General features: G+C 71.9%; 17 protein-coding genes, 1 pseudogene and 1 riboswitch. Of the genes and pseudogenes, 13 read left to right on the top strand and 5 right to left on the bottom strand.

The window, feature by feature from the left end; genetic code table 11:
- Positions 1-268 precede the first annotated feature (268 nt).
- The 4 genes from I0C86_RS21300 to I0C86_RS21315 all read left to right on the top strand — a co-directional run bounded on the left by I0C86_RS21300 (position 269) and on the right by I0C86_RS21315 (position 5,078).
- A complete protein-coding gene (locus tag I0C86_RS21300; RefSeq protein ID WP_196203031.1) occupies positions 269-874 on the top strand; it encodes a class I SAM-dependent methyltransferase in 606 nt (201 codons plus the stop codon).
- Between the two features lie 98 nt (positions 875-972).
- Positions 973-2,655 (top strand): ABC-F family ATP-binding cassette domain-containing protein, encoded by a 1,683-nt coding sequence (locus I0C86_RS21305; RefSeq protein ID WP_196203017.1) that lies wholly within the window; start codon positions 973-975, stop codon positions 2,653-2,655.
- Positions 2,656-2,730: 75 nt separating this feature from the next.
- Entirely contained in the window at positions 2,731-3,855 is a 1,125-nt protein-coding gene (locus I0C86_RS21310; RefSeq protein WP_196203018.1) for a lysylphosphatidylglycerol synthase domain-containing protein, read from the top strand.
- A gap of 44 nt (positions 3,856-3,899) precedes the next feature.
- Complete coding sequence (locus tag I0C86_RS21315) at positions 3,900-5,078, top strand: glycosyltransferase (protein WP_323373767.1); 1,179 nt, start codon at positions 3,900-3,902, stop codon at positions 5,076-5,078.
- On the opposite strand, the gene I0C86_RS21320 is transcribed toward I0C86_RS21315, so the two are convergent.
- The gene (locus I0C86_RS21320) at positions 5,072-6,589 is read right to left on the bottom strand and encodes a ferritin family protein (RefSeq protein ID WP_196203019.1); all 1,518 of its coding nucleotides are present in this window, start codon (positions 6,587-6,589) and stop codon (positions 5,072-5,074) included. The genes I0C86_RS21315 and I0C86_RS21320 overlap by 7 nt on opposite strands.
- Entirely contained in the window at positions 6,586-7,572 is a 987-nt protein-coding gene (locus I0C86_RS21325) for a glycosyltransferase family 2 protein (protein WP_196203020.1), read from the bottom strand. Before I0C86_RS21325 ends, I0C86_RS21320 begins: the two co-directional genes overlap by 4 nt.
- 236 nt (positions 7,573-7,808) lie before the next feature.
- On the opposite strand from I0C86_RS21325, the gene I0C86_RS21330 reads away from it, so the two are divergent.
- The 8 genes and pseudogenes from I0C86_RS21330 (at position 7,809) to thiC (ending at position 14,985) form a co-directional block, all read left to right on the top strand.
- The gene (locus tag I0C86_RS21330; protein ID WP_196203033.1) at positions 7,809-8,756 is read left to right on the top strand and encodes an aldo/keto reductase; all 948 of its coding nucleotides are present in this window, start codon (positions 7,809-7,811) and stop codon (positions 8,754-8,756) included.
- Positions 8,757-8,862: 106 nt separating this feature from the next.
- Positions 8,863-8,971, top strand: a riboswitch (TPP riboswitch).
- Positions 8,966-9,583: pseudogene (gene thiE / locus I0C86_RS21335) on the top strand (thiamine phosphate synthase); the annotation flags it as partial. Its footprint overlaps the riboswitch before it by 6 nt.
- A gap of 140 nt (positions 9,584-9,723) precedes the next feature.
- Complete coding sequence (gene thiO, locus I0C86_RS21340) at positions 9,724-10,866, top strand: glycine oxidase ThiO (protein WP_196203022.1); 1,143 nt, start codon at positions 9,724-9,726, stop codon at positions 10,864-10,866.
- Positions 10,857-11,057: a sulfur carrier protein ThiS gene (gene thiS / locus I0C86_RS21345; RefSeq protein WP_196203023.1), complete on the top strand. Its 201-nt coding sequence runs from the start codon at positions 10,857-10,859 to the stop codon at positions 11,055-11,057. Before thiO ends, thiS begins: the two co-directional genes overlap by 10 nt.
- Before the next feature lie 5 nt (positions 11,058-11,062).
- The gene (locus I0C86_RS21350) at positions 11,063-11,854 is read left to right on the top strand and encodes a thiazole synthase (protein WP_196203024.1); all 792 of its coding nucleotides are present in this window, start codon (positions 11,063-11,065) and stop codon (positions 11,852-11,854) included.
- Between the two features lie 29 nt (positions 11,855-11,883).
- Entirely contained in the window at positions 11,884-12,525 is a 642-nt protein-coding gene (locus I0C86_RS21355; protein WP_323373768.1) for a thiamine phosphate synthase, read from the top strand.
- Positions 12,522-13,340 (top strand): bifunctional hydroxymethylpyrimidine kinase/phosphomethylpyrimidine kinase, encoded by an 819-nt coding sequence (gene thiD, locus I0C86_RS21360; protein ID WP_196203025.1) that lies wholly within the window; start codon positions 12,522-12,524, stop codon positions 13,338-13,340. The genes I0C86_RS21355 and thiD overlap by 4 nt, the downstream gene beginning before the upstream one ends.
- Positions 13,341-13,392: 52 nt before the next feature.
- Entirely contained in the window at positions 13,393-14,985 is a 1,593-nt protein-coding gene (gene thiC, locus I0C86_RS21365) for a phosphomethylpyrimidine synthase ThiC (protein ID WP_196203026.1), read from the top strand.
- Positions 14,986-15,075: 90 nt separating this feature from the next.
- Here thiC and I0C86_RS21370 read toward each other — a convergent pair whose 3' ends face one another.
- The 3 genes from I0C86_RS21370 to I0C86_RS21380 form a co-directional block, all read right to left on the bottom strand.
- On the bottom strand, positions 15,076-17,916 hold the full coding sequence (locus I0C86_RS21370) for a hypothetical protein (protein WP_196203027.1): 2,841 nt from the start codon (positions 17,914-17,916) through the stop codon (positions 15,076-15,078).
- 126 nt (positions 17,917-18,042) lie between these two features.
- Positions 18,043-18,867, bottom strand: a complete 825-nt coding sequence (locus I0C86_RS21375) for an ABC transporter ATP-binding protein (protein ID WP_196203028.1) — start codon at positions 18,865-18,867, stop codon at positions 18,043-18,045.
- A gap of 132 nt (positions 18,868-18,999) precedes the next feature.
- Entirely contained in the window at positions 19,000-20,181 is a 1,182-nt protein-coding gene (locus tag I0C86_RS21380) for an ABC transporter substrate-binding protein (protein ID WP_196203029.1), read from the bottom strand.
- Between the two features lie 456 nt (positions 20,182-20,637).
- Here I0C86_RS21380 and I0C86_RS21385 point away from each other — a divergent pair.
- On the top strand, positions 20,638-23,387 hold a 2,750-nt coding region (locus I0C86_RS21385; RefSeq protein WP_196203030.1), incomplete at its 3' end, for a sensor histidine kinase.

Here is a 23,387-nt window from a genome sequence, read left to right on the forward strand (position 1 = left end):
CGGTCCGCCCGGCCGGCGGATCGGCCGCCGCGTCCGGGTCGACCGGGGGCTGCTCGGCGCGATCTCGTCGCGACCGTGGCGGCTCGCCGCCCGGCCCAGATCCGCGCCCGTAAACCATGTCGCACAGGGTAACGGAAATAAATGAGCGCGGGTTTCCGAGGACGAATCACGGTTGGTGAACGAGCGGGCATTTGGCCCGCAAACCGGGCGAAGCCGGTGGCCTGACCACCGGTCGAGGCGGTAGGCACGATAGGCGAGAATGCGTGGCGTGACCGGCGACCACTACTTCAGCATCGATCCCGCAGTCAGTGCCCAGCGGCGCGAGGTGACGTTCTCCGTCGAGGGGCACGACTACTCGCTGGCCTCGTCGACCGGGGTCTTCTCCGCCGATCGGCTCGACGCGGGAACCGCCGTACTCCTGCGCAAGGCCGAACTGCCCGGGGCGGAGACCTCGGGGGCACTGCTCGACCTGGGGTGCGGGTACGGGCCGATCACCTGCGTACTCGCCACCCGGGCGCCGCAGGCGCAGATCTGGGCGGTCGACGTCAACGCCCGGGCCCGGGAGCTCACCGTGGAGAACGCCGAGCGGCTCGGCGTCGCCGACCGGGTACGGGTCGACGCGCCGGAGGAGGTTCCGGACGACGTCACCTTCACCCAACTCTGGTCGAACCCGCCGATCCGGGTCGGCAAGGAGGAACTGCACGACATGCTGCGGCGCTGGCTCCCCAGGCTGGCGCCGGACGGAGTGGCCTGGCTGGTGGTGGCCCGGCATCTCGGCGGCGACTCGCTGCAACGCTGGCTCGTCGAGAACGGCTGGCGGGTCGAGCGGCATGCCAGTCAGAAGGGTTACCGGGTGCTCCGGGTCGTCCGGTGACCGCCGACGGCCCGACCCGGGCGGCCCGGCTGCGGCCCGACCGGCCGGGGTCCAAAACTCGCTGTCCGTAACCGGGGCGGTTCGGGAAGGATGCCGGTGTGGGATACGTGGACGTGGCCGGAGTCGGATACACCCTGCCGGACGGCCGGCAGTTGTTCTCCGACGTCTCCTTCCGGGTCGGCGAGGGTGCCAAGATCGCCCTGGTCGGACCGAACGGCGCCGGCAAGACCACGCTGCTCCGGATGGTGGCCGGCGACCTGCCCACCCGGAGCGGCGGCATCGCCTCCTCCGGCGGCCTGGGCGTGATGCGGCAGTTCATCGGCATGATCGGCGACGAGTCGACGCTGCACGACCTCGTGCTGTCGCTGTCACCGCCGGCACTGCGCGCGGCGGGGGAGCGGCTCGCGGCGGCCGAGATCGCGCTGCACGCCGCCGAGGTGCGCGGAAAGTTCAGCAGCGCGGCCGGCAAGGCCCAACTGGCGTACGCGGAAGCGCTGGCCGCCTGGGGCGAGGCCGGAGGGTACGACGCCGAGGTGCTCTTCGACACCGTCTCCACGATCGTGCTGGACCTGCCCTGGGAACGGAGCCGGACCCGCCCGGTACGCACGCTCTCCGGCGGCCAGCAGAAGCGGTTCGCCCTGGAACTGCTGCTCCAGGGCGCCGACGCGGTGCTGCTGCTCGACGAGCCGGACAACTTCCTCGACGTACCCGGGAAGCGGTGGCTGGAGGGGCGGCTGCGCGAGTCGCCGAAGTCGGTGCTGTACGTCTCGCACGACCGTGAGCTGCTGGCCCGGACAGCGGACCGGGTGGTCGCGGTGGAGGGCGGCAGCGCCTGGGTGCATCCAGGAGGGTTCGACAGTTGGCACGCGGCCCGGTCCAGCCGGCACGACCGGCTGGAGGAGCAGCGCCGACGGTGGGACGAGGAGCACCAGAAGCTGCGCGAGCTGATGCTGATGTACAAGCAGAAGGCGGCCTACAACAGCGGCATGGCCTCCCGGTACCACGCGGCGCAGACCCGGTTGCGCAAGTTCGAGGAGGCCGGGCCGCCGCCCGTACCGCCGAAGGACCAGGACATCCGGATGCGGCTGACCGGTGGGCGTACCGGTAAGCGGGCCATCGTCTGCGAGCAGGTGGAGATGGAGGATCTCACCTTCCCGTTCGACCTGGAGGTCTGGTACGGCGACCGGGTCGCCGTACTCGGTGCCAACGGGACGGGGAAGTCGCACTTCCTCCGACTGCTGGCCCGGGGCGGCACCGACCCCGACCCGGCCAATGCGCCGGTGGACGGCGCTCCGGTGCTGGCTCCGGTCCGGCACGGCGGCGTGGCCCGGTTGGGGGCCCGGGTCCGGCCCGGTCACTTCTCGCAGACGCACGACCGGCCGGAGCTGCTGGACCGCACGCTGGTCGAGGTGCTGTGGCGGGGCGACGACCACCGGGCCGGGATGGACCGACACGCCGCGATGCGGTCGTTGAACCGGTACGAGCTGGCCGCACAGGGCGATCAGCGGTTCGGGACGCTCTCCGGCGGTCAGCAGGCCCGGTTCCTGGTGCTGCTGCTGGAGCTGTCCGGGGCGACGCTGCTGTTGCTCGACGAGCCGACCGACAACCTGGACCTCGCCTCGGCCGAGGCCCTGGAGACCGGGCTGCGGGCCTTCGAGGGGACGGTGCTGGCGGTCACCCACGACCGGTGGTTCACGCGTTCGTTCGACCGCTTCCTGCTCTTCCGGGGCGACGGTGAGGTGGTCGAGACGCCGGAACCCGTCTGGGACGTCGGAGGCTGATCGTCGCCGTGGCCGGTCCCGTCGGTCCGGCGTGGCCGGCCGGCCGGTGTCCCCGGGCCGGGTATCGTGCCAGCTGTGACGCTGCCCACACCCGGCGGATCGCGGTTGGCCCGGCGCATCCTCCAGGTCGGGATCACCATGGCGTTTCTCGGCTTCCTCGGCTGGTCGGTGGCGCGGCGGTGGGCCGAGGTTCCGGAGGCACTCGCCGACCTCTCGGTTCCCGGGTTGGCACTGGCCGGGCTGGCCGCCATGGCGGGCGGCTGCTGCACGTTCCTGGCCTGGCGGGCGATCCTGGCGGATCTCGGCGTCGACCTGCCGGCCACCGGGGCCATGCGGATCTTCTTCGTCGGGCAGTTGGCCAAGTACATCCCCGGCAAGGTCTGGCCGATCATGCTTCAGGCCCGGCTGGGCCGGCCGTACGGGGTGCCGGGGCGGGCCTCGGCCGCGGCGGTGCTGCTGGCCATGCTTCTCTCCCTGGGAACCGGCCTGCTGCTGACCGCCGCCGCGCTGCCGCTGCTGGACGACCGGGCGTTCGCGCGCTTCTGGTGGACCCTGCTGACCGTCCCGCTGGCCCTGACCGTGTTCTGGCCTCCCCTGCTCAACCGGATCATCGGCCGGCTGCTGCGGCTGGCCCGCCGCGACCCGTTGCCCCGGCCGCTGACCCTGCGCGGCGTCGGCGGGGCCGTCGGCTGGTCCCTGGCGGCCTGGCTCGGGTACGGCGTGCACCTCTGGGTGCTGCTCGTCGACATCGGTGCGGACGGCCCGGACCTGCTGGTCCGGTCGGTCGGCGCGTTCGCCGGCTCCTGGTCGATCGGATTCCTGCTCGCCGTCGCGCCGGCCGGCGTCGGGCCCCGGGAGGTGGCGCTGCCGCTGCTTCTCGGTTCGAGCGTCGCCCAGCCGGCGGCACTGGTCGTCGCGGTGATGTCCCGACTGCTGTTGACCGCCGCGGACCTGGTCCTGCCGGCCCTGTCGGTCCTGGCCGGCCGGGTGCGGCGTCGGGAGGCCGGGGTCGAGGCGTCGACCGTCGCGGCTGCCCCGGCCGGAGTGGACCCGCCGGCCGGGGTGGACCTGCCGGACAGAGTGGACCTGCCGGACAGAGTGGACCCGTCGGACAGAGTGGACCCGTCGGACGGGAAGATGCTGTACGGGGCGACTGTGGAGCGGGTGGCGACGTCGGAGCCGGCGACGCGCCAGCCGTAACCACGGATCGTGCTTGATCGGGTACGGCGCGCTACGCTGCTGCCGTGCGATGGCTGGTGTTCGGCAGTTACGACGTGCGCCGGCACCCCCGGGTCGGCGTACTCGTCCAGGGACTCCGGGCGGCCGGCGACGAGGTCGACGAGGTGAACGTGCCGCTGGCGCTGGACACCGCGGGGCGGGTCGCCGTACTCCGGCAGCCGTGGCGGCTTCCCGTGCTCCTCGGCAAGCTGGCCCGGTGTTGGGCGCTGCTCGTCCTGCGGACCCGTCAACACCGGTACCGGTCGGCGGACAGCCCGGTCGACGCCGTGCTCGTCGGCTACCTCGGCCACTTCGACGTCCGCCTGGCCCGGTGGCTCTTTCCGGGTACCCCGATCGTGCTCGACCATCTTGTTTCCGCCGTCGGAACGGCCCGGGACCGTGGCCTCGGCGACGGTGGTGGCGTCCGGGGACGGTTGCTGCGGGCGATCGACGACGGCGCGTTACGGCGGGCCGATGTCGTCCTGGTGGACACGGCCGAGCACCTGGCCGGGCTGCCGGCGGCCACGAGGGACCGGGGAGTCGTCGTGCCCGTCGGTGCCGGCGCCGAATGGTTCGAGGCCGGCGCCCGTACCGTCCGGGAGCGGTGGTGCGGCGGACCCGCCGGTTTCGCCGGACCCGCCGGTCCCACCGGTTTCGCCTCCTCCGCTGCCGCGCGGTTGCGGGTCGTCTTCGTCGGACTGTTCACCCCGTTGCACGGCACCCGGACGTTGGGAGCGGCCCTGGCCACGCTGGCGGCCGACGAGTCGGTCGAGGTGACCGTGGTCGGCACCGGCCAGGACCACCTGGCGTGTCGTCAGGCGGCCGCCGGCAATCCGCGAGTGACCTGGTACGACTGGGTGCCATCGGCCGAGCTGCCGGCGTTCGTCGCCCGGCACCACGTCGCGCTCGGCATCTTCGGCGACACCGAGAAGGCGCGTCGGGTGGTCCCGACCAAGGTGTTCCAGGCGGCGGCGGCCGGCTGTGCCATCGTCACCTCCGACACGGCCCCGCAACGACGGGCGCTCGGCGACGCGGCGCTGTTCGTACCGCCGGGCGACGTCGACGCGCTCGGGGCCGCACTTCGCGAGCTGGCCGGCGACCCCGACCGGCTTGCCCGACTGCGACGGGCGGCCCGACGGCGGGCCGTCGAGGGGTTCTGGCCCGCCACCGTCGTCGCACCGCTTCGGCGCCGAGGCGTTCAGTAGCGGGCGGCGGTCCGGAGGGCGGCCACCGGAACAAGGGCGTACGGCCCGTCCCGGGCCACGGCCTGTGCCTCGATCGACTCGGGCAACCAGTCCGGGCGCTGCCGCACGTTCATCAGTACCAGGTCGTCGGCGCGGGCGGTCGGCTCGGTACGCAACGTCTCGACGGTGAGGGTCCGGGGCGCCAACTGCCAGTAGTAGACGAACCAGCGCGGCGTCGTCACGCTCGTCCCGGCGATCCACGCGTACCGCTGTCCCGCTGCCGGCGGGTGCTCGGCGACGAGCCGGCCGGCCCGGGTCGGCTCGGTCAGCAGTCGGTGCCGGACCGGACCGACGACCAGCCCCGCGCCGAGGTACGTCCCGAGCGCGGCCCAGATCAGCGCGACCGCGACCAGCCGAACCGACCGCCGGCCCACGATTCCCTCGGCCAGCCGGTCCACGATCCGGTCGAGGAGTACGCCCATGCCGACCAACCCGACCACGAGGACCGGATACGACCAGTACGAGTGGACGTACGCCCCGTTGCTCAGCCCCAGCACCCAGGCGGCCGTGAAGCCGATCGCCATCGCCAGGTAGCTCCGGGTCCGCCGGTCCAGCAGCCCGGCGACCGCGCCGAGCGGCAGCGCGCCGAGGTACCAGACCGGCAGCAGCAGGTACGCGAAGTGCCACTGCCGGCTGAGGAACTGCGACACGGTGTAGTCGCCGCCGGTACTGCGTAGCTCGGCCTGCCCGCCGAGCAGGTCCATCCCGGTGACGCCGACCACGAAGGCGAGGCTGATCGCGAGTCCGGTCAGCATGCTCGCCGCCACCAGGACCGTCACCCGGTCGATCCGCCGGGCCAGGAACAGCCACAGCCCCAGCGCGGCCGCGAACGCGATGCCGGGCCAGGACACCAGCGTGGTCGACAGGGCGGCGGCACAGGTGCCGACGACGAGGGCGCGCCCGGGATCGGGTCGCGTGCGCAGCCGTACCACGGCGGCGGAGAGCGCCAGGATGGGACCGAGGTCGAACATCAGCGGGCTGTAGACCCAGTAGAAGGGCGTGGCCACCATCAGCCCGATCGCGAGCAGGGTGGCCGACCAGCGGACTCCGAACCCGCGCAGCAACGCGGCACCGGCCGGGATGATCAACAGCGCCAGCAGGTACGGCGGCAGCCAGATCTGGTATTCGGCGTCGCCGGGCAGCAGTCCGGTCAACCCGGTGAGGAGATTGAGCAGCGGTGGATGGTGGGCGTACGGCGCCGAGGCGTACGGCGCCCAGTCGGCACCGAACTGGGAGCCGAGGATGCCCTGCTCCTGTAGGTTCCGCTCGTGCAGGGCGTACCGCCCGACGATCCGGCCCAGGTGGTTGTCGCCGAAGGGTTCGCCGAGCAGTGGTACCCAGGTCGACGCGACCACGGCGGTGATGGCGCCGACCGCCCCCCAGCCCCACCGTTCGATCCGACGTCCGGCGGTCGGGACGGAGGTCGCGACGGGGGCGGACAGTTCTACCGTCGTCGGCGACGTTCCGGTCACGTTCGTTTTCCGGGCAGCCAGTCGATTCTGGACCTGACGATGAGGTCGGCGAGGAGAGCCACCGCTCCGACGATCAGGCCGGCGCAGAGGAGCAGTACGGTGTTGGTGGCTATTCGCACCGGATGCGCGACCAGATCGTAGACGACTTTTCCTGATCCGATGGCCAACAGGAAGAGCGACGGTGGCATCAGGACCTTGAGTGGATTGAAATACATCACCATTCGCAGCACCTGGAGGATGTACCGGTAGGCGTCGCGGACGAAGTGGAACTTCGACGATCCCGACCGTCGGGCATAGGTGATCGGAAGGTAGTGCACGTCGTGCTGGTTGTGCAGAAAGGCCATCGTGATGGTGGTGACGCAGGAGAATCCCGCCGGAAGCAGTCGGAGGTACGGCAGCGAGACGTCGCGCCGGAATGCCCGGAGCCCGGAGTTGAGGTCCGGGATACGGGTGCCGGCCAACCATTCGGCGATCTTGCGGATCAGCCACTTCGCGGGCACCCGGAGAAGCTTGTGTGAGCCCTGCTCGCTGGTGCGGGCGCCGACGACCTGGTCGATGTGCGGGTCGCGAAGGAGCAGCCGGACGAATTCGGGGATGCGTTCGTTCGGATAGGTCATGTCCGCGTCGGTCCAGACCACGATGGCACCACGAGCCTGTTCGGTGCCGATCCGCCGCGCGGTGCCGGAGCCGCCGTTGCGGTGGAAGGCCAGTATCCGCAACTGTGGAAAGCGGTTGGCGGCCTCGCGCAGGACGTCCAGAGTGTGATCGGTGGACGCGTCGTCGATCGCCAGCAATTCGTACCGCAGGCCGCTGCGGTCCATCGCCGTGGTGATGCGCTCTATCTCGGTCAGGACATGCGCCTGCTCGTTGTAACACGGCAGTACGATGGTCACCTCGGTCGGCGCGCTGTTGTCTCTGTTGACCTGGGCGGGGACGATCGAGGTGTCCGCGCCGGGGCGGTCGAATCGGCCGTTCACCGTCATGTGAACCCACGCCTCCGACAGTCGTACGGCGACCATGGACGGCACAGGTTTCGTGGCGGTCGCCGAATTCCCGCCCACGATATAGCAGTTTTCGGGGATCGTAGGCGACGCGCCGCCGATGGCGATATAAATGGCTGTGAAACTGTTTTATGAATGTCTTTCCTTGCCGGGTGGACCCGACGGTGGCGGGGGTGCCGGGCCGGAACCGGGAGCATAAGGTTGATCACGTGACTGAGATGACCTACCGCCGGTTGGGCGACTCCGGGCTGGTGGTGTCCGTGGTCGGCGTCGGCTGCAACAACTTCGGCCGCAAACTCGACGCCGCCGGCACCCGCGCGGTCGTCGACGCCGCGCTCGACGCCGGGATCAACTTCTTCGACACCGCCGACATCTACGGGGAGCCGCACGGCGGGTCGGAGGAGCTGCTCGGCGCCGCCCTGCGCGGTCGCCGGGACGACGTCGTGCTGGCGTCCAAGTTCGGCATGGACATGTCCGGGATGAACGGGCCGGACCATGGTGCCCGGGGATCCCGGCGCTACCTCGTACGAGCGGTCGAGGCGTCCCTGCGCCGGCTGGGCACCGACCACATCGATCTCTACCAGCTGCACGAGCCCGACCCGGGGACGCCGATCGAGGAGACGCTGAGCGCCCTCGACGACCTCGTACGGGCCGGGAAGGTCCGCTACCTCGGCAACTCGAACTTCACCGGCTGGCAGATCGCCGACGCGGCATGGACGGCGCGTACCCGGGGATTCACGCCGTTCGTCAGCGCCCAGAACCACTACAGCCTGCTGCATCGGGAGGTCGAGGCCGAGGTGGTGCCGGCCGCCCAGCGGTTCGGCCTCGGCCTGCTGCCCTTCTTCCCGCTCGCCGACGGACTGCTCACCGGCAAGTACAAGCGGGGAGCCGACGCGCCGTCGGGCAGCCGCCTGGCCGGCAGCTCTCCGCGCTACGCCGTCCGGCTGGCGTCCGCCCCGTGGGACACCATCGAGGCGATCGAGAAGTACGCGGCCGAGCGTGGTCTCTCCATACTGGACGTGGCGATCGGCGGCCTGGCCGCCCAGCCCGCGGTGACGTCGGTGATCGCCGGCGCGACCACGCCGGAGCAGGTGTACGCCAACGCGCGGGCCGGCCGTTGGCATCCGTCCCCGGAAGACCTGACCGCCCTACGCGCGCTCCTCTGACCCCTCGGCCGGACGGCACGGCCGGACACGTGACCGGGCACCCGTTGGGGTGTGCGGTGGGTCACGGGTCTTTACGTATCCGTTACAGAGCGCGTACGCTCGCCGACAAGTAACCCACGGGAGCCCGGTGCACCGGGCTGAGAGGGGGGCTGAAGCCCCCGACCGTCGAACCTGATCCGGGTAATGCCGGCGCAGGGAGGAGCGTTGCCGTGTCGTCTCTCGGTCGCCTGCATCTCGTCACCGACACCCGCCCCGGGCGGGACCCGCTCGCGGTGGTCCGGGCCGCCCTGTCGGTGGCCGGTCCCGAACTGGTCGTCCAGGTCCGGGTCGAGGACGACACCGACGACCGCACCGCGTACGAGTTGGCCGGCCGGGTGCTGGCGCTGTGCGCGGCGGCCGGAGCGTCGTGCCTGGTCAACGACCGGTTGCACATCGCGCTCGCGATCGGTGCCTCGGGCGGGCACGTCGGTGGGCGCGACCTTCCGGTGAACGTGGCCCGGCGGGTTCTCGGTCCGGCGGCGGTGCTCGGCGCCACCGCCCGCGATCCGGATGCCGGGGTGGCGGCGGTGACGGCCGGCGCCAGCTACCTCGGTGTCGGTCCGTGTCACGCCACCACCACCAAGTCGGGACTTCCGGCGCCGATCGGGGCGGACGGGGTCCGCCGGGTCGCCTCGGCGGTGTCGGTACCGGTGATCGCGATCGGCGGAATCACGGCGGAGCGGGTACCCGAGCTGCTCGCAGCCGGGGCGTACGGGGTCGCCGTGGTCGGGGCACTGTCCCAGGCCGCGGACCCGGCCCGGGCCACCGTCGACCTTCTGCACGCGCTGCGTCGACCGACGCTGCCCGTGCCCGGAACCGCCTCGGCCGCGGATCAGGGGCGGCGTCGGACGCCGCCGGTGCCGGAATCCGGCCGGGGCCATCCGCCAGGTGGGGGTGTCGCCGTCGCGCCTCCCGCCGGAGCGGCGGGGTGCTAGCCGCCGGCCTACCCGACGTGGTGGTCGTCGGTGCCGGTCCGATCGGACTGGCCGTCGCCTGGCGCTGCGCCACCCGGGGGATGCGGGTCACTGTGTACGACCCCGATCCCGGCTCCGGTGCGTCCGGCGTCGCGGCCGGCATGCTGGCCCCGGTCGCGGAGACGTACTTCGGCGAGCGGACGCTGACCGGGCTGCTGGTCGAGTCCGCCGCCCGATGGCCGGGCTTCGTGGCCGAGCTGGCCGAAAGCACCGGGCTGGAGGTCGGCTACCGCACCGAGGGCACCCTGACGGTGGCACTGACCGGCGACGACCTGGCCGAGGCGGAGCGGCTGTGGTCGTACCAGCGGGAGCTGGGCCTGCCGGTGACGCCGCTGCGGCCGGCGGAGCTGCGGGCCCACGAACCGTTGCTGGCACCGGGACTGCGCGGTGGCGCCCTCGCCCCCGGCGACCACCAGGTCGATCCGCGCCGGCTGGTCGCCGCCCTGCGGATCGCGGCCCGGCGGGCCGGGGTGTCCCTGGTGGGAACGCCGGTGCGCCGACTGTCCGACGTGGCCCGCCCGGCGGGCGTGACCGTGGTGGCGGCCGGCTGCGGTACGGCGGCCCTGACCGGCCTGCCGATCCGGCCGGTCAAGGGGCAGGTGCTCCGACTGCGGGCGCCGGCCGGCGCCGGACCCGGCTTCCGGCGGGTGATCCGCGGCTACGCGGACGGCCGGTCGGTGTACCTCGTGCCCCGGGCCGACGGTGAGGTGGTGGTCGGCGCGACCGTCGAGGAGCGGGGCGATCTCGACGTCACCGCCGGGGCCGTGCTCGAACTGCTCCGGGCCGCGACCGACCTGCTGCCGGAGATCGCCGAGTACGAGTTGGTGGAGGCCCGCGCCGGGCTGCGTCCGGGTACGCCGGACAACGCGCCGCTGATCGGCCCGCTGGCGCACCGGCCGGAGGTGGTGGTGGCCGCCGGGCACTACCGGCACGGAATCGTGCTGACGCCGATCACCGCCGACCTGGTCGCCGACCTCCTGTCCACCGGGGTGGCCGATCCGCTGCTCGGGCCGTTGGCCCCGGACCGGTTCGCCGCCGAGCGCGGCCCTTTTGTCGACGACCAGTCGTCCCACGTCGGGAGGATGCGATGGAACTGACCGTGAACGGTGTCGAACGCCGGCTGCCGGGCGAGGTGACCCTGGCGGATCTCGTCGCCCAGCTCACCGGGGAGAGCCGAGGTGTGGCGGTCGCGGTGAACGGCGAGGTGGTGCCCAGGACCGGCTGGCCGGCGCGGGCGCTGCGGGACGGGGACCGGGTCGAGGTACTGACCGCGGCCCAGGGCGGGTGAGCGCCGTGTCGACCCCGCCGCCCGAGTCGGCGTTCGCGCTCGGCGGGACGACGTTCGGTTCCCGGCTGATTCTCGGCACGGGCGGGGTGACCAGCCCGGCCATGCTGGAGAAGGTGATCCGGGCCAGCGGCGCCGAGCTGGTCACCGTCGCCCTCCGCCGGATCGACAGCACCGCGACGATGGGCGGCGGGATGCTGGAGGTGCTCGCCCGGTGCGGCGTACGGCTGCTGCCGAACACCGCCGGCTGTCGTACCGCCACCGAGGCGGTGACGGTCGCCCACCTGGCCCGGGAGGCGTTCGAGACGCCGTGGATCAAGCTTGAGGTGATCGGGGACGAGCGCACCCTGCTGCCCGACGCGGTGGAGCTGCTCTCCGCCGCCGAGCGGCTGGTCGCCGACGGCTTCACGGTGCTGCCGTACACCACCGACGATCCGGTGCTGGCCCGACGGCTCGCCGACGCCGGCTGTGCCGCGGTGATGCCGGCGGGTGCGCCGATCGGTTCCGGACTCGGTATCGGCAACCCGCATCACCTGCGGCTGCTCCGGCAGAGCGTCGAGGTGCCGGTGATCCTGGACGCGGGCATCGGCACGGCCTCCGACGCGGCGCTGGCGATGGAGCTGGGCTGCGACGCGGTGCTGCTGGCCAGCGCCGTGACCCGGGCGGTCGATCCGGTGCGGATGGCGACGGCCATGCGGCACGCCGTGGAGGCGGGTCGACTGGCGGCCGGCGCCGGCCGGATCGCCCGGCGATTCCACGCCCTGGCGTCCACACCGGACGAAGGGCGGCCGGAGCTGTGAACCCACGCGGTGTGCCTGGTGTGCCTGGTGTGCGTGCTGGGCGGGGCGGCGTACCCGACGGGATCGTGCTGGTCACCGACCGCCGGCAGGCCGCCCGACCGCTCGGCGAGACAGTGAGGGCGGCGGTCGACGGCGGGGTCCGCTGGGTGCTGCTGCGCGAGCGGGATCTGCCGCGGAACGAGCGGCTGGACCTGGCCGGGCGGCTGCGCGCGATCCTCGCCGAGGTCGACGGCGCCCTGATCGTCGCCGGACCGGACCCGCTCGGCGGGGACGCGGTGCACCTGACCGCCGCCGAGCCCTGTCCGCCGCCGGATCTGGGCCTGGTCGGGCGTTCCTGCCACGACCGGGCCGAACTGACCCGACTGCGCACCGAGGACTACGTGACCATTTCGCCAGTCTTCCCGACCCCGTCCAAGCCCGGCTACGGGCCACCGCTGCGCGCCGCCGGGCTGGCCCGACTGGTTGCCCGTACCCGGGTCCCGGTGCTGGCCCTCGGTGGCGTCAGCACCGTGCGGCACGTCGAGGCGTGCGTCGCGGCCGGTGCGGCCGGGGTGGCGGTGATGGGCGCGGTGATGCGGGCCGAAGATCCCGGCCGGCTGGTACGCGCACTCTGCTCGGCAGCCGGCAGGCAGGCCCCGGCAGCCCCGGTCGCCGGGCGGTGGACCCGGTGACCCCGCCGATCGTGCTGACGGTGGCGGGATCCGACTCGGGTGCCGGTGCCGGTGTCCAGGCCGACCTGAAGGTCTTCGCCGCGATGCGGTTGTACGGCACCTCCGTGATCACCGCGATCACCGCACAGAACACCCGTGACGTCCGGGCGGTATTTCCGGTGCCGGCCCAGACGGTGACCGATCAGCTCACCGCGCTGGCCGACGACCTGCCGCCGCTGGCGGTGAAGACCGGAATGCTCGGCAGCACGGCGGTCGCGGACGCGGTGTCGGGAGCCGCGCGGTCCGGGATGCTGCCGAATCTGGTCGTCGATCCCGTACTGGTCTCGACCAGCGGGCGGCGGCTCGGTGTGGTCAACGCGATCGAGCGGCTGCTGCCGTACGCCATGGTGATGACCCCGAACCGCGCGGAAGCCTCCGCGATCCTCGGTTGGGTGGTGTCCACTCCGGACGACATGGCGAAGGCGGCCCGGCAACTCGCTGCCACCGGCTCCCGGTACGTGGTGGTGACCGGTGGCGATGCCGACGCGGAGTCGCCGGCCGAGGGGGCCGTGGACGCGTTGTGGACCGGCGCGACGGTCCGACTGCTCCGAGGACCGTGGGTCGAGACCCGCAACACCCACGGCACCGGATGTTCGTTCTCGGCCGCGATCGCCGGGCGGCTCGCGCTCGGCGACGCGGTGCCGGAGGCGGTCGTCTTCGCGAAGAGGTACGTCGCCCGCGCGCTGCTCGGCGCCCAGCGCTGGGAGTTGGGCGGCGGTCACGGGCCGCTGGACCACCACGGCTGGTCCGGCCGGGACGGGAGTGGGTCGGAGTGACACGACGACCGTGCCGCTCATCGAGAGCGTCAAGAAGCAGGGAGGTTGTCTCATGAAGGCTCGTCGCAAGGTCTATGTGACGGGGGTGCGGCCGGACGTCCGGGTGCCGTTCGCCGAGGTCGAGTTGACCGGGGCGGAACCGTCGGTCCGGCTCTACGACACCTCCGGTCCCGGGTCGGATCCGGCCGAGGGCCTGCCGCCGCTGCGCGGGCCGTGGATCGCCGAACGGGGGGACGTGGCCCCGGTACGCGGCGCCGGCAGCCCACTGGCGGGACGGGACGGGCAGCGGCCCACCCAACTGCGGTACGCCCGCGCCGGGATCACCACGCCCGAGATGGAATTCGTCGCGCTCCGGGAGGGAATTCCCGTCGCGGTCGTACGGGAGGAAATCGCCGCAGGTCGGGCCGTCCTACCGGTGAACGTCAACCATCCGGAGTCGGAACCGATGATCATCGGTAGTCGGTTCCTGGTGAAGGTGAACGCCAACATCGGCACCTCCGCCGTCACCTCGTCGATCGCCGAGGAGGTGGAGAAACTCACCTGGGCGACCCGCTGGGGCGCGGACACCGTGATGGACCTCTCCACCGGCAGGCGGATCCACGAGACCCGGGAGGCGATCGTCCGCAACTCGCCGGTGCCGATCGGAACCGTGCCGATCTACCAGGCCCTGGAGAAGGTCGACGGCGATCCGGTGAAGCTCTCCTGGGAGGTCTTCCGGGACACCGTGATCGAACAGGCCGAGCAGGGCGTCGACTACATGACCGTGCACGCCGGCGTACGTCTCGAATACGTGCCGCTCGCGGTGAACCGGGTCACCGGGATCGTCTCCCGGGGCGGCTCGATCATGGCCGCCTGGTGTCTCGCACACCACCAGGAGAACTTTCTCTACACGAACTTCGCCGAGCTCTGCGACATCCTCGCCCGGTACGACGTCGCCTTCTCGCTCGGCGACGGGCTCCGGCCCGGGTCGATCGCGGACGCGAACGACGAGGCACAGTTCGCCGAGTTGCGTACGCTCGGCGAGCTGACCTCGGTGGCCTGGGAGCACGGCGTACAGGTGATGATCGAAGGTCCCGGCCACGTGCCGATGCACAAGATCAAAGAGAACGTCGATCTCCAGCAGGAACTGTGTCACCAGGCGCCGTTCTACACCCTCGGCCCGCTGACCACGGACATCGCGCCGGCGTACGACCACATCACGTCGGCGATCGGCGCGGCGATGATCGGGATGTTCGGCACCGCCATGCTCTGTTACGTCACCCCGAAGGAACACCTCGGGCTGCCCGACCGCGACGACGTGAAGGCGGGCGTGATCGCGTACAAGATCGCGGCGCACGCGGCGGACCTGGCGAAGGGCCACCCCGGGGCCCAGGCGTGGGACGACGCGCTGTCCAAGGCGCGGTTCGAGTTCCGCTGGGAGGACCAGTTCAACCTGTCGCTCGACCCGGAGACCGCGCGGGCATACCACGACGCGACCCTGCCGGCCAGCCCCGCGAAGACCGCGCACTTCTGTTCCATGTGTGGTCCGAAGTTCTGCTCCATGAAGATCACCCAGGAGCTCAAGGAGTACGCGGCGCAGGGCATGCGGGAGAAGTCGACCGAGTTCCTGTCCTCGGGCGGCAAGGTGTACCTGCCGCTGGCCTGACCCACCGCAGGTCCCGGCTGGTCCGTTCGGCACACCACGCCGAACGGACCAGTCGGGACCGACCCGGCCGTGCGGGTGATCGCAGCGCTCTCAGTCGGCGTGGTGGCGACCGGTCGAGCGCAGTGACCGCCGTCCGCCGGATTCGCGGCTCAGGTCGTCAGCCGCCGGGTCAGGCTCGCTCAGCCCGCTGACCCATTCGACGTACTCCTCGTCGCGGGCCGGTACCGGTTCGTCCGTACGGTTGCGGCCCTTCGACTCCCGCTGTTTCGACTCCCGCTGTTTCGACTCCGTCGGTCCGGTGTCGGTGTCGCTGTCGGTCTTCCGGGACTGTTCCGGAGCGGACTGGGAGCCGGACCGGTTGCGGCGGAACAGGCCGCGCCGGATCCGTCCGGTCGAGGTGACCGGGTCTCCGCTGCCGGCCGGCGCCGTCTCCTGCTCGGAGTCGGCCTCGGGCCGGTTGCCTTCTGCCGCCTCGAGGTCGGTCCGGGTCGCGTCGGCGCGGAACCCGTCACCGCCGCCGAAGTGCGGCTGCCCTGAATCAGCCGGTCCCGAGTTGGTCTGGCCTGAGTCGGTCTGGCCTGAACCGGTCTGGCCTGAGTCGGCCTGGCCCGGGTCGATGCGGTAGGTCTCTGACCGGCCCGTCCCGGTCCGGGCAGTCTCTGCCGGAGTCGTTTCCGTCCGGCCCAGCCCTGTCGGGGTTGCTCGGCCGTACTGACCCGGCTCCGTCCGGCTCGGCTCCGCGTGGGTCGGACTCGTCGGGGCGCCGCCGGACTGCTCCGCGTCCGCCCGCCCGGCGGAACCTCGATGGGGACCGGTCGGCGCCTGATCCCCGCCCAACTCGATGGACTGGTGGAACGACCAGGTCGGCGTCGCGTCGCGGTCGGGGCGGAGTCGGCTGGTCGGCGCGAAGGCGTCCCAGCTTTCGTCCGTTCCGGTGGGCAGGCTCGGGGGTGATTGCTCGTCGTCGGGTGGCCGGACGGCGGCCACCGGGCTTCCGATCGAGGCCCGGTCGGACGACTCGTCGGTGACCCGTTCTTCCCGCACCCGTTCTTCCCGCACCCGTTCTTCGCGCACCCGTTCGTCGCGCACCCGTTCGTCCCGCACCGGCGGGGGTCCGGCGTCCGGCCCGCCGACCGGGGGTGGTGCGGTGCTCCGCCCGCTGACCGGAGTCGGCGCGGCGCCGCGCGCGGTGACCGGGGCCGGGGCGGTGGGTGGACTGGTGATCGGCGAGGGCGTCGCGGCGGGGCGCGCCACCGGTGGTGGCGCCGCCGGCCCTGGAGTCACCGGTGCCGGGGTCTCGGGTCCCGGTATCACCGGCGGCGGGACGGCCCGTCCCGGAATCACCGGTGGCGGCGCCACTGCCGGCGGGGCGACCTCTGCCGGCGCTGCCGCCGCTCGGGTCGCCTCTGCGCGCGGTGCGGCTTCTGCGGGTGGCACGGCTTCTGCGTGCGGTGCGGCTTCCGCCGGAGACGCCACTTCCGCCAGCGACTGTGTCGGCCAGAAGTCCTCGGTACGCGGACGCCGTACCCCTGACCAGTCGGTGGGGAACTCGGCCGGCGCGGATCCACCGGCCGGAGTTCCGCTGGGGCCGGCGGCGCCGGTGACCGGGGTGTCGGGCCAGGTGACCGGCTCTTCCCACGATTTCCGGGGCTCTGCCTGGGACGTACCGGAATCGGTGCGGTCGGCGGAGGAGCCGAACCCCTCGACCGAGCCGTACCTGTCGGCCAGCGGCCAGTGGATGTCGCTGAGCCGATCGGCGACGGCGGTTCGGTCGGCGTCGAAGGGTTGATCGGCGACGGCGGACGGGTTCGTGCCCTCCGACCGGGTGCCGAACTCCGGGTACTCCGTCGCCCCGGCCCGTCCGGCGGCCTCGAACTGTCCGGCGGGCGCGAACTGTCCGGTGGCCTCGAACTGTCCGGCGGGCGCGTACTGTCCGGTGGCCTCGAACTGTCCGGCGGCCTCGAACTGCTCGGTCGACCGGCGGGGTGCCGGGATGTCAACCGTCCCGGACGTCGTCGTCGTGTCCGGGGCGGCGGTGTCGACGGTGGACGCCGGTCCGCCGGTCTCGGCCGTACCGCCGGTGGTCAGCGGCCAACGTGCCATGGCGGCCAGTACGGACCCGAGACCGCCGGCCACGACCGCGATCAGTGCTCCCCAGTACGGCGCGGCCTGGTACCCGTCGGACGAACCGCCGGGCCCGGCCACGAGGTAGGCGAGCGCGAGCAGCGCCGGCCCGCCGACGCCGCAGCTCGCCACCGCCGGCATCGGGAGCCCGCGCGATCGGGCGAGTGCTCCGGTGAGCGCACCGGCGACCAGGGCCAGCGCCGGCATGGTGACGACCGCGAGACGCTGGGCGGTGCCGGCGCCCAGCCAGCTCGGGTCCAGCACCCCGAGACGGACGGCGGGTAGCGGATCGTCGGGTCCGAGGGAGGGCATCACGGACAGCACCGCGAGGAACCAGACCGCCGCGATGACCGCACCGGCGTTCCACCGGACCGGGCGCTGGACGAGCGTGGCCAGGGCGGCGACGAACCCGATCCCGGCTCCGAGCGCCGCGATCACGCCGACCGACACCACCGGGTCGGCCGAGGCGAGCTGGGCCGTCCGCGCCGGCTGCATGGAGAGCGGTGCGACGACGAGCGCGCCGAGGGCCCCGGCGGCAGCGGTGGCGGCCTGGACACCCGGTGTGGTGGGCAGGTCGTACCGGCGGGCCAACCGGTCCGCGATCAACGCACCGGTGATCGCCGCCACCATCGCGAACCAGCCGACCCAGACCCGCTGGGCCGGCCACTGATTCGCGATGACCGCGTCGAAGGTGCGGTTGAAGCGGACGAGGCCGAGCCCGTACGCGATGCCCAACTGGCCGGCGCCGGAAACGACCCCGACGCCGAGTGCGGCGAGCAGCACCTTGCCCCAGGTCCGGAAGGCCATGCGGGGCACGTTACGCACTCGCCCTCCGGCACCGCCACCCTGGGCGGGGCCGTTCCGCACCATCGAGCGGTACGGAACGGCCCGGTTACTCGTAGTTATCGACGTGGTGGTCGAAATCGTCGTCGGTCAGGCCGGTCGGTCGGTCTGACCACTGCCGCTCAGCGCCAGTCCGGGACCGCCGTCGGCGTCGCCCCTGTCGTGGTCGATGAGGAGTTCGTGCAGCTCCGCGCTGCACCGGGCAACGTCCTCGAAGTGCGCGTTGCGGCCAAGGGACCGGGGGCGGGGGATGTCGATGTCGAGTACCTTGCGGATCCGCCCCGGACGCGGGCTGAGTACGACGACCCGATCGGCGAGCAGCACCGCCTCGTCGATCGAGTGCGTGACGAAGACGATCGTCGCCGAGTGCTCCATGTGAATCCGTTGCAGCTCGACCGACAGCTCCTCCCGGGTCAGCGCGTCGAGCGCCGAGAACGGCTCGTCCATCAGCAGGACCTTGGGCTGCTGGATCAGTGCCCGGGCCAGCGACACCCGCTGCTGCATGCCGCCGGACAGCTCGTGTGGGAGACGCTTCTCGAACTCGCTCAGTCCGACCAGGTTCAGCAGGTCGCGGGCCCGGGTGCGGTGCTCGGACCGGCTCCAACCGAAGATCTCGGTGGGCAGCATCACGTTGTCGAGCACCGAGCGCCAGGGCAGCAGCGCGGGGCGCTGGAAGACCATGGCGATGTCCCGACGCGGTTTGCTGACGACCGTCTCGCCGACCCGCACCTCGCCGTCGCTGACCGGGAGCAGGCCGGCGATCAGCCGGAGCAGGGTCGACTTACCGCAACCGGAGCGGCCCACCACGGCGAGGAACTCCCCGTCCGCCACGTCGAGGTCGATCCCGCGCAGCGCCTCCACCGCGCCCCCGGACCGACTGCCGAAGGTCCGGGATACGCCGGTGAGTCGGATCATCGCTAGGCCACCTCATTCGACGGATCGACAGTGCCGACAGGCTAACCCGGATGTCTTTGCGGGGGCGAGGAGTGTTTTCTCGTCGGCTTCCTGGCGCGGCCGTCCGGATTCGCCCGGTACGCCCGCCCCGGCTCAGCTCGCCAGGCGCCACCGTCCGCCACGGGCCACCAGCAGCGTCAGGGCCTGGGGCATCAGTCCGGAGTGGTTCTCCGGAGTCATCCGGATCGGACCCGAGAGCCCGTCGGTCTCCGCGGTCTCCAGGAGGTTGCGGATGCTGTCCCGGTTCGGCGTCTCGCTGTTGCCGTCGGCCCGGGCGGCGGCGTCCACGATCAACTGGATCGCGTCGGCCGCGAACGAGGAGTATCCGTAGTAGCCCCCGAACCGGGCGGTGTAGTCCCGGAACCACTGCTTGCGGGCTGCCTTGGCCGGAGTGGTCGCGATCACGTCGTCGATCACCATCGTCTGGGTGAACACCATGGTGGTGTCCTCGGTCGCGGCGCCACCGGCGCCGACGAACAGTTCACCCGCCGCCACGGCGTCGAAGAAGACGTCACCCTCGAACTTCTCCTGCGCGAGGCTGCTGGAGGCGAGCGTCGCCTGCTCGGCGGGGGCCCAGACGATCAGCGCCTCGGGCTCCTCGGTGACCAGTGTGCGTACCGACTGGCTGACGTCGGTGTCGGTGACCTTTACGGATCGCTTGGCCAGGAGGTCGATGCCGGTCTGATCGAGTTCGAAGCTGATCAGTGCCGATCCCTCCTTTCCGTAGCTGTCGTCGGTGTGCAGCAGGGCCGCCGACTTGATGTTCCGGGCTTTGAGTTCGGCGACGATGGCGGCGACGTTGTCGCGGGCATTCGGCCCCAGTTTGAACATGTAACGTCGCTCGGCCGCCGGGCTGGACACGTCGCCGGCCGGTGCCAGCGCGATCGTCGGAACCCGCTTGTCGTTGACGGTTTTCGCGGCACCGATGGCGCAGTCGTTGCAGCTGCCCATGATGATGCCGCTGATCGCCGGGTTGGACGTGAAGTCACCGATGTTGCTCGCCGAGACGCTGGGGTCGAACCGATTGTCCCGGACGTCCAGTTTGACCGTACGGTCGCCGAGCACGCCGGACTCGTTGAGCTGCTCGACCTTGAGCTCCAGGGCGCGCTGGTATGCCTTGCCTACCTGGGCGGCCGCGCCGGAGAGTTCCAGATCGGCACCGATCAGGATCTCCCCGCCCTCCTGTTCGGGCGCGCCGAACTGGCAGCCGGTCAGCGAGGTCGCCAGGATGGCCGACGCGAGCAGCGCGGGTATCGCGGAGCGGATGGGCCTCAACTCAGTCCTCCAGTTATCCGGCACGGGCGGGGCGCTTGCCCAACCGCCGGTCGGGTCGTCCACAATGGATGGCAAGTGATCTGCCGTATGGTTCGCTCGAAACCTTCAAACCCGCAAAACCTTGCCAATGCCGGCCGTCCGGGTCAAGCGGGGGATACCTCGGCCGGTTTCGGGATGACCGGTCCCACATAGTGATAAGAGGGAGTAGGGGTGCGGCATTACTTTCCAGATACAAACGACCACTCTAGAGATATATGTGCTGATCAGAGACTTGGCGGTCGGCCGATCTCTCGGCTCCGAGGGTAGTAGACACCCCATGATGGCCCTTTGCTGCCCTGCCGTCGCTTCCCAAAGCGGCCTTCTTCTGATGAAATCGCGGCCGTGCCGCGTGCGGCTCGATCCGCTGCAGCAGGCATCGGTCGACGGGTCACGTAAAGAAACGACGGAGGCGATGTCGTGAGCACCGGACCTACGACCCTGCCCGCTAAAGGACCGCGGGAGGGCGCTGCACCGCGTCGTTGGCTCCCCCGGCTACGGGACACCCGGATCCGGTCCAAGCTCGCGTTGATTCTCGTCGTCCCCGTTGCCGCCGTACTCGCGCTGGCCACGATCCGGTTGGTCGACATCGGCCAGGGCGCCTACGACGCCGGAGTGGTGCGGTCGCTGACCGAACTCTCCGCCGACGTCTCGGCGCTCACCCAGGACGTGCACAAGGAGCGGATGGCGGCGTCACGACTTCTCGCGGACACCAAACTGGGCCCCGAGGTCTACAACGCGCACGTGAAGCGGACCGACGCCCGGATCGCCGCCTACAACGACCGGCGCGCGCAGGTGAGCGACGTACCCGCCTCGGTGAAGGACCGGCTCGCCGCCATCGACGACCACCTGGCCACCCTCAACGGGACCCGGCAGGAAGTGCTGGACCGCAAGCAGATGGCACCGTCCGAGGCCGCGCTGCGGTACGGCGTGATCATCACCGACCTCGTGTCGTACGGCGAGGCGCTCGGCCAGATCTCCGGTGAGAGCGCCGTCGGTGACAGCCTGCGTACGCTCTCCGCGCTCGCCCAGGCCAAGGAGGCCGTGGCCGAGGAAGAGGCGGTCGTCTACAGCGCCCTGGTCGGCGGCAAGCTCGACGAGGAGCAGTTCTCGGCCTTCGTCGCCACCCTGACCAGCCAGCAGGAGGCGCTGCTGACCTTCGCGGCCTCCGCCGACTCGCGCCAGCGGGCGGTGGTGAACGGCGCGGTCACCGGTGACGCGACGGTGCTCGCCGACCAGGTGACCCGGGACCTGACCGCGTCGGTGGGAACGAAGAGCCCGATCGCCGCCAACTCGGCGGCGATCGCGATCGGCGCGATCAACGACCTGATTCGGTGGGCCGAGACCCAGCTCGAAACCGACCTGCTCGCCCAGGCCGAGCAGGCCCGGTCCGAGGTCGTCCAGCAGGCGATCATCGAGTCGGTGATCGTGCTCATCACGCTGATCGTCGCGCTCGCGCTCGCCGTGGTGCTGGCCCGCTCGCTCAACCAGTCGCTGCGCCGACTCCGCGAGGGCGCGCTCTCGGTGGCCAACCACGACCTGCCCGAGGCGGTCAAGCGGCTCCGGGACATCGGCAACCTCGGCGACGGCGGTGTCGACGAGATCGTCCGCCAGGTCCGGGACCCGATCCGGTTGGACAACAAGGACGAGGTGGGCCAGGTCGCGCTGGCCTTCAACGTGGTCCACAAGGAAGCCGTCCGCGTCGCGGCCGAACAGGCGGCCCTGCGGACCAGCGTGTCGACGATGTTCCTGAGCCTGGCCCGTCGAAGCCAGACCCTGGTCGACCGCATGATCGGCGAGCTGGACGCGATCGAGCGCGGCGAAGAGGACCCGAAGCGGTTGGCCCAGCTCTTCGAGCTGGACCACCTGGCCACCCGAATGCGCCGCAACGACGAGAACCTGCTCGTCCTCGCGGGCGCCGACTCGACCGCGCCACGTCGGGACGACGCCCTGCTCATCGACGCGCTGCGGGCCGCGCAGTCCGAGGTCGAGCTCTACAACCGGATCGAGTTCGGCACCGTCGACCCGGACATCTCCGTCGCCGCGCACGCCGTCAACGACGTCGTCCGGCTCGTCGCCGAACTGCTCGACAACGCGACCCGCTTCTCGCCGCCGCACACCACGGTGGTCGCCGACGCCCGGCGGATCCGTGACTACGTGCTGATCCAGGTGGAGGACCGCGGCCTCGGGCTCAGCGAGGAGCAGATGGACGCCCTGAACCGACGGCTGGCGGAGCCGCCGGCCGTCGACGTGGCGGCGTTCCGGCTCATGGGCCTCGCGGTCGTCGGCCGGCTCGCCCACCGGCACGGCATCCGGGTGGACCTGCGTCGCAACGTCGAGGGCGGCACCGTCGCCCAGGTCACCCTGCCCGGTAGCACGGTCGTGCTGCCCAAGCCGCGTGGTCGTGACCAGATCCTCGGGCGCCCCCGGCAGCCGCTGGCCGTCGAGCCGGGACCGTCCGCGGCCGCGTCGTCGTCCGCCGGTGGCTGGCAGGAGAGCCTGGCACCGGTCGGGGCACCCCGTTCCGCCGGAACGTTGACGGAGCAGTGGCGCAACGCGTCGCCGAACCAGTGGCAGACGGCCGGGGATCCCGCCGGCCAGGTACCGGCCACGGCCGGCCAGCAGGTGACCCACCTGACGGCGACCCAGCTGCCGCCCGCCCCCTCGCCGTCGTACCAGACGACGACACCGGCGTCGTACCAGCAGGCCGCTCCGGCGTACCAGCCCGCTGCTCCCACGTACCAGCCGGCGGCTCCGGCGTATCAGCAGGCGGCGCCGGCCACCCCGCAACCCCACCAGGGGCTGGCGGGCACGTCCGGGGTCAGCTCGCCGACGGTGGCGTACCCGACGGTCGGGTCGTTGCCGCAGCGCGGCGCCGGTGCGGGCACCGCGCACACCACGAACCCGGGGTCGGCCGGCCAGTCCGGCCTGCCGTCCGGGCCGGTGGCCGGTACCCCGGTCGGTGGCGCGGCCGCGGTCGCGCCCCGGGTGGAGGACACCGGCGAGGCGCCGATCTTCCGGGAGATGGAAGCCGTCTGGTTCCGGTCCCACGGGCAGGACTCGACCGCGATCTTCACGGTTCCGCCGGGTGGTTACCAACAGCCCCCCGCCCCCGCCCCCGCCGCGCCGTCGACGACGGCGCCGGCAACTCCGGGCCGAACGCCGCCCGT

The organism is Plantactinospora alkalitolerans (genome assembly GCF_015690345.1).
GTDB classification, from domain to species: domain Bacteria; phylum Actinomycetota; class Actinomycetes; order Mycobacteriales; family Micromonosporaceae; genus Plantactinospora; species Plantactinospora alkalitolerans.